This window comes from Bifidobacterium callitrichos, assembly GCF_008698085.1.
In the GTDB taxonomy this organism is placed as follows: domain Bacteria; phylum Actinomycetota; class Actinomycetes; order Actinomycetales; family Bifidobacteriaceae; genus Bifidobacterium; species Bifidobacterium callitrichos.
Window position 1 is genome coordinate 306,791 of the sequence record NZ_RZJP01000004.1, and the last position, 14,207, is coordinate 320,997.

The following is a 14,207-nucleotide window of genomic DNA, read 5'->3' on the forward strand; positions in this document are numbered from 1 at the left end:
TCTGCGCGATGCCGGGCATGTGCGTTAACGGGTCATTGGTGCCCACCTGTGACGGGTATCTCTCGTCGTTACGGACGCGGTTGGTGAGCCGTTTATGCTGGACGGCGATGCGGAACTCTCGCTGAGACACATCAGTGAGAGGTTCCCGTCGCCGGCTGGGGGTAGATGTCTTGCTATCTGCACCGGTGCCGATACCTGTATGCCGGCCGTTAGCATGAACGTCTCGCCAAGCGGGTGATAGGTGGGATGGTTTTGTCATTATGTGACGGTGATCTCTCGCTGAGGGGGTTCTAGTGAGAGATGTATGTCATTGATGGCCGTCGATCTCTTGCGGGAGGAGCCCTTAGCGAGAGGTGCTCGTTATTGGCGGTCGCCGACCTCTCACATGGGGAAGAATGGCGAGAGGTTTCCGTCACCGGCATGCTGGCACCTCTCGCTGAGAGCCGGCTTGGTGAGAGGTATTTGCTATCGGTGTTTGTCCGCCTCTTGCTGGACGGGGTAAGGGGCGGGCGGGTAGAATGGAGGCAGGCGTTGCGTAGACGCTGTAGACGCCGCAATGGGGCGGAGTCGCGGTAGAGCGAAGTGGGTGAGGATCATGAGTGGCAATGGAGCATCGCAGACATCGCACGGTGGTTCGCATGGTGTGCTCGGCAGGGGAGTGCCCGGCGGAGGTACGCCCGATAGGGGAGTGCCCGGTGGAGGAACTCCCGGCGGACATGACCGCATGCGCGGGAACCGATGGGGCGGGCGTCGGCCGTGGGCGGTCGCGGGAGTGGTGGTGCTGCTGGTCATTGTGTGCGCGACGGTGGTGTGGGCGTGGCATCGCGGCAACGCCGACGCCGAAATCGGCCCCTACCAGCTGCCCGCACAGAGCGATCGGCGATACACGCTCAAGGACATGACCGACATGATCGCCGCATGCAACGATCCGGACAACGCGGACGGAACGAAGGCCGAGTTCCAGATCGTGCCCGCGGGCGTGGCGAACGCGACGAGCGCCGCGAACGGGGAGGAACATCCCCCGAGGGACATCAACCTCATCGTCCCCGCAAACGAGGCCAAGGATCCGATGCGATCCGAAGGATTCCAATGCATGGCCGGGAAGCTCGGCATGCCGGACGAGACGCAGCGGGACCTCGTCAAGCAATCGCAGTCCTTCACTGATGAGGCCGGTGCGATGCCGATGAGCTGGAACGAACTGGGATTCCGGGGATGGCAATCCGACGACGGCACGTTCCGCCTGCACATCATCTGGTACGACCCGGCGGCATCGGAGGAATAAAGGATCGGAGGAATAAAGAGATGGGAATAGAGGAATAACGGACGGATAACAGACATGTCCCGCGCGTGTCACAAACCGCTCGTATAGTTAGGCGCATGCCTACATTCACACGCGAAGAAATCGTGCATTTGGGCGATCTGGCCCGAATCGCGCTCACCGATGAGGAGATCACCCGCCTGCAGGGCGAGCTGAACGTCATCGCCGACTCCATCAACAAGGTCCAGGAGGTCGCCTCCGACGACGTGCCGCCGACCGCCAACCCGGTGCCGCTCGAGGCCTACCTGCGCCCCGACGAGCCGGTTACCCCGCTCACGCAGGCCGAGGCGCTCGCCGGCGGCCCGAAGACCGAGGCCGGCATGTTCGTCGCGCCGCGAATCCTGGGAAGCGAGGAGTGAGAGCAGACATGACGCAAGCAACCAACGAACTGGTCAAGCTGTCCGCCGCCGAGATGGCCGCGGCCGTCCGCAAGGGCGAGGTCTCCAGCCGCGAGCTGGTCGACGCGCATCTCGAGGTGATCGAGGCCGCCGAGCCGAGCATCAAGGCGTTCCTCAAGGTCTCCGCCGACGTCGCCCGCGAGCAGGCCGACGCCTTCGACGCCAAGAGCGCCGACGAGAAGGCCGCTCTGCCCGAGCTGGCCGGTGTTCCGATCGCGATCAAGGACATGATCGTCACCAAGGGCATCGAGACCACCGCCGCCTCCAAGATCCTCGAGGGCTGGATCCCCCCGTACGACGCCACCGTCATCGAGAAGCTCAAGGCAGCCGGCATGCCGATCCTCGGCAAGACCAACCTCGATGAGTTCGCGCAGGGCTCCTCCACCGAGCACTCCGCCTACCAGACCACCCACAACCCGTGGGATACCGAGCGCGTCCCCGGCGGTTCCGGCGGCGGTTCGGCCTCCGCGGTCGCCGCGTTCGAGGCTCCGCTGGCCCTTGGTACCGATACCGGTGGCTCCATTCGTCAGCCGGGCGCTCTGACCGGCACCGTCGGCGTCAAGCCGACCTACGGCGGCGTCTCCCGCTTCGGCGCGATCGCCATGGCCTCCTCGCTCGATCAGATCGGCCCGGTCTCCCGCACCGTGCTTGACTCCGCCCTGCTGCAGGAGATCATCGGCGGCAACGATCGCCGCGACTCCACCTCCATCCCGGAGGGTCCGCGTCCGATGGCCGCCGCCGCGCGCGAAGGCGCCAAGCGCGACCTGAAGGGCCTGAAGGTCGGCCTGGTCAAGGAACTCGGCGGCGAGGGCTTCCAGCCCGGCGTCGAGGCCCGCTTCAACGAGGCCGTCAAGAAGCTCGAGGACATGGGTGCCGAGGTCGTCGAGGTCTCCTGCCCGCACTTCGAGTACGCTCTGGGCGCCTACTACATCATCATGCCGTCCGAGGTCAGCTCCAACCTGGCCCGTTACGACGGCATGCGCTACGGCCTGCGCGTGATGCCGCCGGCCGACGTGCCGCAGACCGCCGCCAACATGATGGCCTACACCCGTGAGGCCGGCTTCGGCGACGAGGTCAAGCGCCGTATCATCCTCGGCACCTACGCCCTGTCCGCCGGCTACTACGACGCCTGGTACGGCTCCGCGCAGAAGGTCCGCACGCTGATCATCGAGGACTTCAGGAAGGCCTTCGAGCAGGCCGACGTCCTGGTCGCCCCGACCAGCCCGTCCACCGCGTTCAAGTTCGGCGAGAAGATGGACGATCCGCTGGCCATGTACATGAACGACATCGCGACGATCCCGGCGAACCTCGCCGGCGTCCCGGCCATGTCGATCCCCGCCGGCCTGTCCGACGACGGTCTGCCGGTCGGCTTCCAGTTCATCGCCCCGCAGCAGCGCGACGAGGTCATGTACAAGCCCGCCGCCGCGCTCGAGGCCGCCCTCGAGGAGGACTGGAACGGACCGATCTGGAAGGACCTGAAGGCCCCGTGGCTCGACGGCCTCGCCAAGTGAGACCAAGCATCGGAAGGATCGAAAGAAAAACATCATGGCTGAAAAACTGATGAAGTACGCCGATGCCACCAAGAAGTACGATGTGGTGTTCGGCCTCGAGACGCACGTCGAGCTGTGCACGAAGACCAAGCTGTTCTGCCCGGCCGAAGTTCACTTCGGCGGCGAGCCGAACACGCAGCTGACCCCGGTGAGCCTCGGCCTGCCGGGCTCCCTGCCGGTGGTCAACAAGACGGCCGTCGACTACGCGATCAAGCTGGGTCTCGCCCTGCACTGCGAGATCAACGAGTGGAGCCAGTTCGCGCGTAAGAACTACTTCTACCCGGACATGCCGCGCGACTACCAGATCTCCCAGTACGACAAGCCGACCAACGGCAACGGCTACCTCGATGTCGAGCTGGAGGACGGCACCGTCTTCCGCGTGCCGATCGAGCGCGCCCACATCGAGGACGACGCCGGCAAGAACACCCACGTGGGTGGCGCCGACGGCCGTATCGAGGGCGCCGATCACTCGCTGGTCGACTACAACCGCGCCGGCGTGCCGCTGATCGAGATCGTCACCAAGCCGATCGAGGGCGCGGGCGACCGCGCTCCGGAGATCGCGGGCGCCTACATGCGCGCGATCCGCGACATCGTGCGTGCGCTGGGCATCTCCCACGCCCGCATGGAGCAGGGCAACATGCGCGCCGACGTCAACGTCTCGCTGCGTCCGTCCGCCGACGCCCCGTACGGCACGCGTTCCGAAACCAAGAACGTGAACTCGTTCCGTGGCATCGAGAAGACGATCCAGTACGAGATCCGCCGTCAGGCCGCCCGTCTCGACGAGGGCAAGGAGATCCTGCAGGAGACCCGTCACTGGGACGAGGCCACGCAGACCACCGCCGGCGGCCGTCTCAAGTCCGATGCGGACGACTACCGCTACTTCCCGGATCCGGATCTCGTCATGCTCCACATCACCAAGGAGCACATCGACGAGATGAAGGCCCAGATGCCGGAGATGCCGCGCGAGCGCCGCAACCGTCTCAAGACCGAGTGGGGTCTGACCGACCTGCAGCTGCGCGACATCCTCAACGCCGACGCCCTCGACCTGATCGAGGAGACCGTCAAGGCCGGTGCCTCCGCTGCCGGTGCGCGCAAGTGGTGGCTCGGTGAGCTGTCCCGCGAGGCCAACGCCAAGGGTGTCTCGCTCGAGGAGCTGCCCGTCACCCCGGCCGATGTGGCCGAGGTCGAGAAGCTCATCGCCGACGGCAAGCTCAACGACAAGCTCGCCAAGCAGACCGTCGCCGGCGTGCTCGCCGGTGAGGGCACCCCGGACGAGGTCGTCAAGAAGCACGGCTACAAGATCGTCGAGGACTCCGGTGCGATCGAGGCCGCGGTCGACGCCGCGTTCGAGGCCAACCCGGACGTCGTCGAGAAGCTCAAGAGCGGCAACATGAAGCCGATGGGCGTGATCATCGGCGCCGTGATGAAGGCCACGCGCGGTCAGGCCGACGCCAAGGCCGTCACCAAGATCGTCATGGGCAAGATCAAGGGCTGAAGCCACCAAGGAAGCCAGCTCATCCGATCGGTTGCGTGAATCCCGTCGTCTCCCCGTTTTGTGGGGGAGCGGCGGGATTCGTCGTTTCGATGCCGTTGCGGCAAACGAGGGGCGTGTGGAAATTCGGTTACATGTAACCTATATGTTCTCCCAGCGTTCATACAGCTGAGTAAGATAACTTCGGCAATGATCGGTCGGCAATCATCGGCGATCATCGACCGGATCAGGGCGATCCGGCGCGTTTGATTTTGCGAGGGACGACAGGGAAATGACTGAGTACATGGAAGCGAACACGGCCGCGACGTGGAATCCGGAGCGTCGCGAACTGCCCGCGAGCATCGTGATCCCGCCCATCCGCGGCGAGATGGTGCATCTGCGCCCCGCCACCATGGAAGACCTGCCCAAGCTCGACCAGCTCGACGCCTACTACGGTGCCACCAAGATCACCGGCAAGGACGAGAACGCGGAACGCGCCGTCGTCCACGCGTGGGTTGCGCGCTCCGTCGCATGGACGCAGGGTCAGGCACCGAGCGAGTCCGGCGTGGGCGATCCCGAGGCGCGTCGCACCATTGCCTGGGCGATCCTGACCGACGCCGACCACGATATGGACCACAAGACCGATGCCTCCGCCACCGGCAACGTCATCGGCATGATCTTCCTGATCGACATCGACGGATGGTCCCGTTCGGCGCGCATCCAGATCATCCTCGGCAGGGACTACCGCGGCCGCGGCTACTCGCGCGACGCGATGCCGCGCGTCATGACCTACGGCTTCGCGCCGGAGCCGGCCGGACTCGGCATGCATCGCATCTGGGTGAGCGTGCCGGAGCAGAACACGCGTTCCGTCTCGGTCTACCAGTCGCTCGGATTCGTGCCGTCCGGCACGTCGCGCGACGCGCTGTGGGATCCGGTCGGACGCAAGTACCAGGATCTCATCGTCATGGACACGCTGGTCGACGAATACGATCCGATCCGTTCGCTCGAGGCGTTCGGCATGCACCTGATCGAGGACAATCCCGGCGTGCAGGAGGCGCTGAGCGCACGCGAGCACTCGATCGCCATCCAGCAGCGCTCCCGAACGGACAGGTCGGACGGGACGAACAGGTCGGACGGCGGCGAGTCGGCATCGGATGAGCACGCGGTCAAGCATGAATCGCACACCCGGGAAAGCGCATACCGCATGACCCCGCAGGAGGCGCGCGAACGGCTCGGACTGCCGCCGGCAGCGCCCGAGACGCCGACGGGGGAGTCCCACGCGTACGATTCATCCGACGAGGAAAGCAACTGGCCATACGGGCAGAGCGAACGCAAGACGTCGAAGGACGCCTGGTGGCGTACCCTTGGTCGTGGTCGCAAACGCGAAAGCGACAAATAGCGACGCATAGGGCATAACCAGGGCATAACAGGAAACAAAAGGAATCAGGAAGGTATGAGCGCCGAGGATCTCGACAATTACGAAACCGACGCCGAGCTGTCGCTGTACAAGGAATATCGCGACGTCATCAAACTGTTCACGTACGTAGTGGAGACCGAACGCCGGTTCTACCTGGCGAACAAGGTCGACTTCAATGTGCGATCCGCCGGGCAGGACGTGTACTTCGACGTCCAGCTCACGGACGCATGGGTGTGGGACGTGTACCGTCCGAGCCGATTCGCCAAGAACGTGCGCATCGTCACGTTCAAGGATGTCAACGTCGAAGAGGTCCAGAAAACCGACATCGACATCCCCGACGACATCCACTGACCTGAAGTATCTGTGAGGAAACGCACATGGTCGGCGTGCGCTTCCGAGGCCTCCGGTAGGATATGCGTGATTTTGTTATAAGGAGATGAACGTGACCGACAAACAATCCGTGGTGATCATCGGTGGAGGCCCCGCAGGCCTGACCGCGGCATGGGAGCTTATCAAGGACGGCGGCGCCGACAAGTACGACGTCACGGTTCTGGAGGGAACCCGCGAATTCGGCGGTATCTCGCGCACCGTCAAGCACAACGGCAACCGCATGGACATCGGCGGACATCGCTTCTTCTCGAAGGACGACCGCATCATGGACTGGTGGAAGGACGTCCTGCCGCTGCAGGGCGCCCCCTCCTACGACGACAAGAAGCTCGGTCGTGAGCACGACATGGAGCCGGGCGGCCCCGATCCGGAGGTCGAGGACAAGGTGATGCTCAAGCGTCATCGCGTCTCCCGCATCTACTGGAACCGCCACTTCTTCGACTACCCGATCTCGCTGAGCCCCAACACGCTCAAGGCGATGGGTGTCAAGCTCACGCTGGTCGCCGGCTTCTCCTACCTGAAGTCGATGATCCACAAGCTGCCCGAGACGAACCTCGAGAACTTCTACATCAACCGTTTCGGCCGCAAGCTGTACTCCATGTTCTTCGAGGGATACACCGAGAAGCTGTGGGGACGTCACCCCTCGCAGATCTCCGCCGACTGGGGCTCGCAGCGCGTCAAGGGCCTGTCGATCCTCGGCGTGCTCAAGAACGCGTTCCAGAAGCTGTTGCCGAAGAAGCGCTCCAACGCCGAGGTCGAGACCTCCCTCATCGAGGAGTTCTGGTACCCGAAGTACGGTCCCGGCCAGCTGTGGGAGACCGTCGAGCACAACTGCGAGGCCGCCGGCGTCAAGGTCGTCACCGATGCCACGGTCGTCGAGGTGCGTCAGGTCGCCGGTCACATCTCCTCCGTCATCACCGAGGACTCCGAGGGCAACCGCAAGGAGATCCACGCCGACCAGTTCATCTCGTCGATGCCCGTCAAGGACCTCGTCGACGCGATCGACGCCGGCGAACAGGCCGTGCAGGGCAAGCCCGCCCCCGCCGATATGGTCCACATCGCCGAAGGCCTGCCGTACCGCGACTTCGTCACCGTCGGTCTGCTGGTCAAGCACCTGCGCCTCAAGAACACCACCGACATCCCCACCCTCGGTAACCCGCCGATCGTGCCCGACTGCTGGATCTACGTTCAGGATCCGGGCTACAAGGTCGGCCGTCTCCAGATCTTCAACAACTGGAGCCCGTACCTGGTCAAGGACGTCGACAACACCGTGTGGATCGGCCTCGAGTACTTCTGCGAGGAGGGTGACTCCTTCTGGAACATGTCCGATGAGGAGGCCACCAAGTTCGCCATCTCCGAGCTCACTCGCATGCGTGTCATCAGTGGTCCCGCCGATGTGCTTGACTCCCATCGCGAGCGCGTCAAGAAGGCCTACCCCGCCTACTTCGACACCTACGAGCACATGGACGAGCTCATCGAGTACCTCGATGGCTTCGGCAACCTCTACTGCGTCGGCCGCAACGGCCAGCACCGCTACAACAACATGGACCACTCCATGGCCACCGCCATCGAGGCCGTCTCCAACATCAAGAGCGGCAAGACGTCCAAGAAGAACGTGTGGTCCGTCAACACTGACAAGTCCTACCACGAACAGAAGTGACATGACGGCGTTGCCGTTATTGTCGTCGTCATTGTCATTGTCATTGTCGTTGTGACGAAAGGCTTCCTCATTACGAGGAAGCCTTTTTGAGTTTTTGGTCTTTATTGTGTCTTTATTGCTCTGTGCGATGTGGTGTTCAGTAGAGGTTTTTGCGGTGGCAGTTCGTCAGCGTCACATTTTCCCGAGATTTCTCCATCGCGCGGAAATAAGTGACGCTGGTTCCGGGTCAGCGTCACATATTCCCGCGCGATGGGCTGATTTCGGGAAAACATGACGCTGAGGGGATCGCGGGCGCGAGCAGCCTGCTCGACTCCTACGGAATGGGCCTATTTCGGGAAAAAGTGACGCTGAGAGACTGGGATGGGGATACAGATGGGGATGGAGACTGGGATGGAGACCGGGATGGGAATACAGACGGGGATGGGGATACGGATGGGGATACAGATGAAGACTGGGATGGAGACCGAGATGGGGGTACGGATGTGGATGGGGATACGGATGGAGACTGGATGGAGACCGGGATGGGGATACGGATGGGGATACGGATGGGAATACGGATGAAGATTGGGATGGGGATTACGGGGGTATACGGATGGGGGTGAAACGGGGGTTCGGATAGAGGTGCTGGAGGAAAATAGAGAGTCCACAGCCCGTACACGCCATAATCGCAAAGGCCGGTTTGCGTTGGTCTGGGAGACGTTGTATGGTGAGGTCAGTCCGCGAGCATAGGAGTGCGGCGGGCGTTCACAGACGGCGGGAAAAGCCGTAATCACTCTTCAGGCTAGTGCCGGTGTGTCACGTATGCGTCGGTTGGTGCTGTGGAAAGGTATGAATCGTGGCCAATAGCCAGAATCTCGAGGATATGAAGCTGCCGGAGCTCAAGGAGCTCGCCAAGCAGATGGGTCTGCGCGGCACGTCCACCATGCGTAAGCCGGAGCTGCTTGCTACGTTGCAGGCGGCCCGTTCCGGCGGTCAGGCGCCGGCGGGTGTCACCGTTCGTGCACCGAAGGGCGGCAAGACCGCCAGGACGAAGGCCGCCGCCAAGCCGGTCGAGACCCCGATCGACGCACAGTCCGACACTCTGGCGCAGTCCGCATCGAACGACACGACCTCCCCGGCTGAACCGGCGTCTCAGGTCGAACCGAACACCCCGGTCGCCGAAACCGCGCCGGCCGATCAGGATCAGAGCGCGCCGGCCGTCGTCGCGCAGTCCGACGCGCAGTCCGACGCGCAGCCGGAGCAGCAGTCGTCCGCACAGGCCGACGATGCCGCCGCCTCCGTCGTGGCGGGACTTGCCGGATTCGAGGCGATCCCGGCATCGAACGAGGACGCCCCGCGCGAGCGTGCGACGCGCAGCCGCAGCCGCAGGTACGACTACGATCGCGCCGAACGCTTCGATCGCGCCGATCGTGAGCGTGAGCGTGAACGCGAGCAGGAGCGCGACGCCCGCGCCGATAGGCGCGACAGGCGGGCCAATGATCAGGACGCCGCCGCCAGCCTGCTCGACTCCCTCGATCTGAGCGAGCCGACCCCGTCCGGCGAGGAGCGCAAGGAGCGCGGCCGTCGCCACACCATCGACGAGAACGGCGACGAGATCATCGTCGCGAACGTGCGCCGTCGCCGTCGCCCCACCGAGGAGCATGAGCAGAACGAGGAGGTCGTGCGCGATCTTGACGACATCCTCGCCACGCTGCCGACGCAGAACAACGCGCCGCGCGACGAAGAGGACGACTCCCGCCGCAACCGTGGCGATCGCACCAACCACGGCGCTCGCAACGATCGCGGCAACGACCGCAACGCCGATCGGGACGATCACGGCGATCGCCGCGGTCGTCGCATGCGCGGCCGTGACCGCGGACGCGACTTCGAGGAGCGCGAGGATCGCCGCGACCGTGGTGGCGATCGCGCCGAACGCGCCGTCGACCATGTCGAACGCGACTGGGGCGACGACCGCGGTGGACGCGCCGATCGTCAGGATCGTGCGGACCGTACGGACCGTGCGGATCGCACCGCCGATCGCCGCGGCAACGAGGAGCAGAACAACGACCTCGTGCCGGTGGCCGGCATCATCGACGTGCTCGACTCCTACGCGTTCGTGCGCACCTCCGGCTACCTGCCCGGTCCGAACGACGTGTACGTCTCCATGGGCCAGGTCAAGAAGTACGGTCTGCGCAAGGGCGATGCCGTGCACGGCGCCATCCGCGCCCCGCGCGAGGGCGATCGCCGCAACCAGCGTCAGAAGTTCGTGCCGCTGCAGTCGATCGACTCGATCAACGGCATGAGCGTCGAGGAGGCGGCCAACCGTCCGCAGTTCAACAAGCTCACCCCGCTCTACCCGCAGGAGAGGCTCAAGCAGGAGACCACGCCGAACAAGCTCACCGGCCGCATCATGGACATCGTCTCCCCGATCGGCAAGGGTCAGCGTGGCCTGATCGTCTCCCCGCCGAAGGCCGGCAAGACGATCACGCTGCAGAACATCGCCAACTCGATCACCACGAACAACCCTGAGGTCCATCTGATGGTCGTGCTCGTGGACGAGCGCCCCGAGGAGGTCACCGACATGGAGCGCACGGTCCAGGGCGAGGTCATCTCCTCGACCTTCGATCGCCCCGCCTCCGACCACACGACCGTCGCCGAGCTCGCGATCGAACGAGCGAAGCGACTGGTCGAGCTCGGCCAGGACGTGGTCGTGCTGCTCGACTCGATGACCCGACTCGCCCGCGCCTACAACATCGCCGCTCCGGCCTCGGGCCGCATCCTGTCCGGCGGTGTCGACGCGCAGGCCCTGTACCCGCCGAAGAAGTTCTTCGGCGCGGCCCGCAACATCGAGAACGGCGGTTCGCTGACCATCATCTCGTCCGCGCTGGTGGAGACCGGCTCGAAGATGGACGAGGTGATCTTCGAGGAGTTCAAGGGCACCGGCAACATGGAGCTGCGCCTGTCGCGCGAGCTCGCCGACAAGCGCCTGTTCCCGGCCATCGACGTGAACGCCTCCGGCACCCGCCGCGAGGAGCTCATCACCAACCCGCAGGAGCTGCCGATCATCTACCGTCTGCGTCGACTGCTCGGCGGCATGGAGCCCGAGCAGGCCTACCAGACGCTGGTCCCGCGTCTGAAGAAGACCGCTACCAACCGCGACTTCCTCACCGCGATCGTCCAGCAGGCCAACGGCAACGCCGTCAACGGCAACTGATCCATAAGACGGATCTCGGTATCCCGCGCCAATAATTCGTTGACGGGTTCACTACCCCTCAGACACGCTTCGCGTGCCAGCTCCCCTGACAAGGGGAGCCGAAGATGTGGACCAACGGATCGCGGGGACCGGATCCTCGATACGCATTGCGCCCGCCCGTCATGTTACGGGCGGGCGTTTTGCATTACGGGGCGATTACGAATGATTTCCCCGTGTTTCCGCCGTTTGTCGTCCGTCATCCACCGGTTACGTGCGAACAACGTGACCGAATCACCCCGCTCGTAGTGTCGTCACCAAGATTCAAGCGAAATGCAAACGAAGCGAGAATCCCGACATCACCTGCCGCAAGGCTCAAGAGAGGAACGTGATGACGTATGTGGAAGAACATGACGAACACGAGGAAGACGATGCGATCGATGCGATCGCGTGCAATGACCGTGGCGGCGCTGGTCGCGGTGGCGTCGATGACGCTGGCGGGCTGCGGCTCGTCGTCGACCGGCGCATCCGGCGCGTCCGGTGACTCGGGCAAGCAGAGCGCGTTCGTGGCGGCCGGCCTGTTCCCGTCCACCGGCTCGATGGCCTACATCGGACCGTCGAACGTGGCGTCGCTCAAGCTCGCCATAGAGGACATCAACGCGGCCGGCGGCGTGCTCGGCAAGGACGCGACCTCGGTCACGGCCGACACGTCCGACGCCGACCACGCCGACCAGAACACGTCCGCGGCCCAGTCGGTGATCTCGAAGAAGCCGTCCGTCGTGGTCGGCCCGCCGTCCAGCTCAGTCGTCAAGAACAGCTACAAGCAGGTCGTCACCTCCGGCGTGCCGATGATCTCCAACGGCGCCACCTCCACCGCGTTCAGCGGACTCGACAGCAAGTTCTTCCGCACGATTCCGCCGGACACCGTCCAGGGCGCCGTGCTAGGCCAGATCATCGCGCAGGACGGCGTCAAGAACCTCGCCATCGCGGTGTTCAACGACGAATACGGCACGTCGCTGCGTGACGTCGTCGTCAAGACCGTCGAGGCGGCCGGCGTGAACGTCGTCTACGGCGAGAAGGACACGTTCGACCCGACCGAGACGAACTTCTCCTCGATCGCCACCGCCATCAAGGCATCCAACCCCGACGCCGTGCTCGCCATCGCGTTCGACCAGACGGTCTCGCTCGTCAAGGCGCTGAAGACCGCCGGCATCGACACGCACAAGCTGTACATGACCGATGGCAACACCGTCGACCACTCCGCCGACTTCGATGCCGGCATGCTCGAAGGCTCGACCGGCACCATCCCGGGCGCCCACCCGACCGACGCGTTCCAGAAGCGCGTCAAGGGCATCGACCCGAAGGTCAAGGACTTCACGTACGCGGCCGAAACGTATGACGCGGTCATGCTGGCGGCGCTCGCGGCCCAGAAGGGCGGTTCGGCCGACGGCGAGACCGTCGCGAAGAACCTGCCCGCGGTCTCCGGCGTGTCCGGCGGCGAGAAGTGCGATTCGTACAAGGCGTGCCTCGCCCTGTTGAAGGACGGCAAGGACATCCAGTACTCCGGTCAGGCCGGCATCGGCCCGTTCAACGACGCGCACGATCCGTCCACCGCCTCCATCGGCGTGTACAAGTTCGACGCCAGCAACAAGCCGGTCTTCGATCACGCGCAGGAGGGCTCCGTGCCCAAGGCGTGACGGCTGATTCGGTGGAATCCCGGCGGAATCCTCCGATATAGCAAGGCGTTCGGAGCGGCAGCAGCCGTTTCGAACGCCTTTTCGTATGTTCGATCCGTTTGCGGTCTAGGCGACCAGCGCACTTAGCGCCGCGATCTCGGCGTAGTAGCGCTCCGGTTCGAGGCCGTCGACGGTGGCGACGTTGGTCATGTGCACGCCGTCGAGGCCGCCGTGTGCGACGATCGTCTCCAATGTCGCGCGATGCCAGTCGGCCTTGAGATACGGGTCGATCGCCGGCCGACCCATCGCCCGCATCGCACATACGAGCGCATGCGCACCCCAGTTCGACGTGCCGGAGACGATCAGCTCGTCGGTCGGCACCCGGCAGGCGATGCGTTCGCCGTGATCGACGACGCCCTCGATCGCGTATTCGGCGACGCGTCCCATGCCGATTTCGTTGCCGCCGTCGCCCACGCCGATCGTGTGCAGCTGCATCTGCGTGAGCCTGCTCAAGGGGGCGGTCCATTCGCTGATGTCGACGCCGCGCATGTTGCGAGGACGCCCGTCGCGGGCCGGGCCGACCCGTTCGATGTAGATCAGCGTGTCGATCCGTTCGGCCTTCGCCAGATCGATGACCCCGTTCATCCATCCGTCGAACCGTTCGCGCACCGGTGCGATGAGCACGTGATCGTCGGGCAGCATCGCGACGGCGCTCGGACGGATCACCGGCTCGCAGCATTCGTCCGTGACCAGCCACGCATCGCCGCCGATCGCGCGCAACGCCATGCATACCTCCAGCGCGCCCAGCGGTCCGTCGGTCTCCGCAGCCGGTTGGTCGGCCTGCGGAATGTAGAAGCCAGTGACGACCAGTGCGCGCGCCGGCCGTCCCGTGACCAGCTGACGCGCCGCGCGGAACAGGTCGCCGCGTGAGAACGTCATCAGGGTTTCGGAGCCGCGGCCCACGTCACGGCTCGCAAGATTGGCGATGCGTGCGATGCGCGGGTAGAACCTCCAGCTCGCGATGCTCGCGATCGACGACGTATTGGCATCCATGACTGCTCCTCTCAACAGTGTCGATTGAAGGTGGTGATCGACGGTGTCGATTGACGATGGCGGTGATTCCGGTCGGTGATCCGTGTCGAGATCGGCCTCAGATCGGCC

10 protein-coding genes are annotated in these 14,207 nt (G+C 64.4%); 9 read left to right on the forward strand and 1 reads right to left on the reverse strand.

Going from position 1 to position 14,207, the window contains the following annotated elements; all coding sequences use genetic code 11:
* Positions 1–595: 595 nt before the first annotated feature.
* The 9 genes from EMB92_RS10010 to EMB92_RS10055 all read left to right on the forward strand — a co-directional run bounded on the left by EMB92_RS10010 (position 596) and on the right by EMB92_RS10055 (position 13,067).
* Positions 596–1,282: a hypothetical protein gene (locus EMB92_RS10010; protein ID WP_150394754.1), complete on the forward strand. Its 687-nt coding sequence runs from the start codon at positions 596–598 to the stop codon at positions 1,280–1,282.
* Between the two features lie 95 nt (positions 1,283–1,377).
* Positions 1,378–1,677 (forward strand): Asp-tRNA(Asn)/Glu-tRNA(Gln) amidotransferase subunit GatC, encoded by a 300-nt coding sequence (gene gatC / locus EMB92_RS10015; protein WP_043167208.1) that lies wholly within the window; start codon positions 1,378–1,380, stop codon positions 1,675–1,677.
* Positions 1,678–1,685: 8 nt separating this feature from the next.
* Positions 1,686–3,227: an Asp-tRNA(Asn)/Glu-tRNA(Gln) amidotransferase subunit GatA gene (gene gatA / locus EMB92_RS10020; RefSeq protein ID WP_150394755.1), complete on the forward strand. Its 1,542-nt coding sequence runs from the start codon at positions 1,686–1,688 to the stop codon at positions 3,225–3,227.
* A gap of 34 nt (positions 3,228–3,261) precedes the next feature.
* Entirely contained in the window at positions 3,262–4,761 is a 1,500-nt protein-coding gene (gatB, locus tag EMB92_RS10025; RefSeq protein WP_150394756.1) for an Asp-tRNA(Asn)/Glu-tRNA(Gln) amidotransferase subunit GatB, read from the forward strand.
* 268 nt (positions 4,762–5,029) lie between these two features.
* Entirely contained in the window at positions 5,030–6,136 is a 1,107-nt protein-coding gene (locus tag EMB92_RS10030; protein WP_150394757.1) for a GNAT family N-acetyltransferase, read from the forward strand.
* 54 nt (positions 6,137–6,190) lie between these two features.
* The gene (locus tag EMB92_RS10035; RefSeq protein ID WP_150394758.1) at positions 6,191–6,505 is read left to right on the forward strand and encodes a DUF2469 domain-containing protein; all 315 of its coding nucleotides are present in this window, start codon (positions 6,191–6,193) and stop codon (positions 6,503–6,505) included.
* Between the two features lie 91 nt (positions 6,506–6,596).
* Positions 6,597–8,201 carry an NAD(P)/FAD-dependent oxidoreductase gene (locus EMB92_RS10040; RefSeq protein ID WP_150394759.1) on the forward strand — a complete coding sequence of 535 codons (1,605 nt, stop codon included), beginning with the start codon at positions 6,597–6,599 and terminating at the stop codon, positions 8,199–8,201.
* 835 nt (positions 8,202–9,036) lie between these two features.
* Positions 9,037–11,394: a transcription termination factor Rho gene (rho, locus tag EMB92_RS10050; protein ID WP_150394761.1), complete on the forward strand. Its 2,358-nt coding sequence runs from the start codon at positions 9,037–9,039 to the stop codon at positions 11,392–11,394.
* A gap of 386 nt (positions 11,395–11,780) precedes the next feature.
* A complete protein-coding gene (locus EMB92_RS10055; RefSeq protein ID WP_223847691.1) occupies positions 11,781–13,067 on the forward strand; it encodes an ABC transporter substrate-binding protein in 1,287 nt (428 codons plus the stop codon).
* A 105-nt stretch (positions 13,068–13,172) separates the two neighbouring features.
* Here the strand turns inward: EMB92_RS10055 and EMB92_RS10060 are convergent, their stop codons facing one another.
* Complete coding sequence (locus tag EMB92_RS10060) at positions 13,173–14,078, reverse strand: glutamate cyclase domain-containing protein (RefSeq protein ID WP_395952092.1); 906 nt, start codon at positions 14,076–14,078, stop codon at positions 13,173–13,175.
* Positions 14,079–14,207 lie beyond the last annotated feature (129 nt).

Excerpts from the sequence above, each read along its gene's own strand:
- EMB92_RS10010 (WP_150394754.1), top strand. The coding sequence starts at position 596 with ATGAGTGGCAATGGAGCATCGCAGACATCGCACGGTGGTTCGCATGGT.
- gatC (WP_043167208.1), top strand. The coding sequence starts at position 1,378 with ATGCCTACATTCACACGCGAAGAAATCGTGCATTTGGGCGATCTGGCC.
- gatA (WP_150394755.1), top strand. The coding sequence starts at position 1,686 with ATGACGCAAGCAACCAACGAACTGGTCAAGCTGTCCGCCGCCGAGATG.
- gatB (WP_150394756.1), top strand. The coding sequence starts at position 3,262 with ATGGCTGAAAAACTGATGAAGTACGCCGATGCCACCAAGAAGTACGAT.
- EMB92_RS10030 (WP_150394757.1), top strand. The coding sequence starts at position 5,030 with ATGACTGAGTACATGGAAGCGAACACGGCCGCGACGTGGAATCCGGAG.
- EMB92_RS10035 (WP_150394758.1), top strand. The coding sequence starts at position 6,191 with ATGAGCGCCGAGGATCTCGACAATTACGAAACCGACGCCGAGCTGTCG.
- EMB92_RS10055 (WP_223847691.1), top strand. The coding sequence starts at position 11,781 with ATGACGAACACGAGGAAGACGATGCGATCGATGCGATCGCGTGCAATG.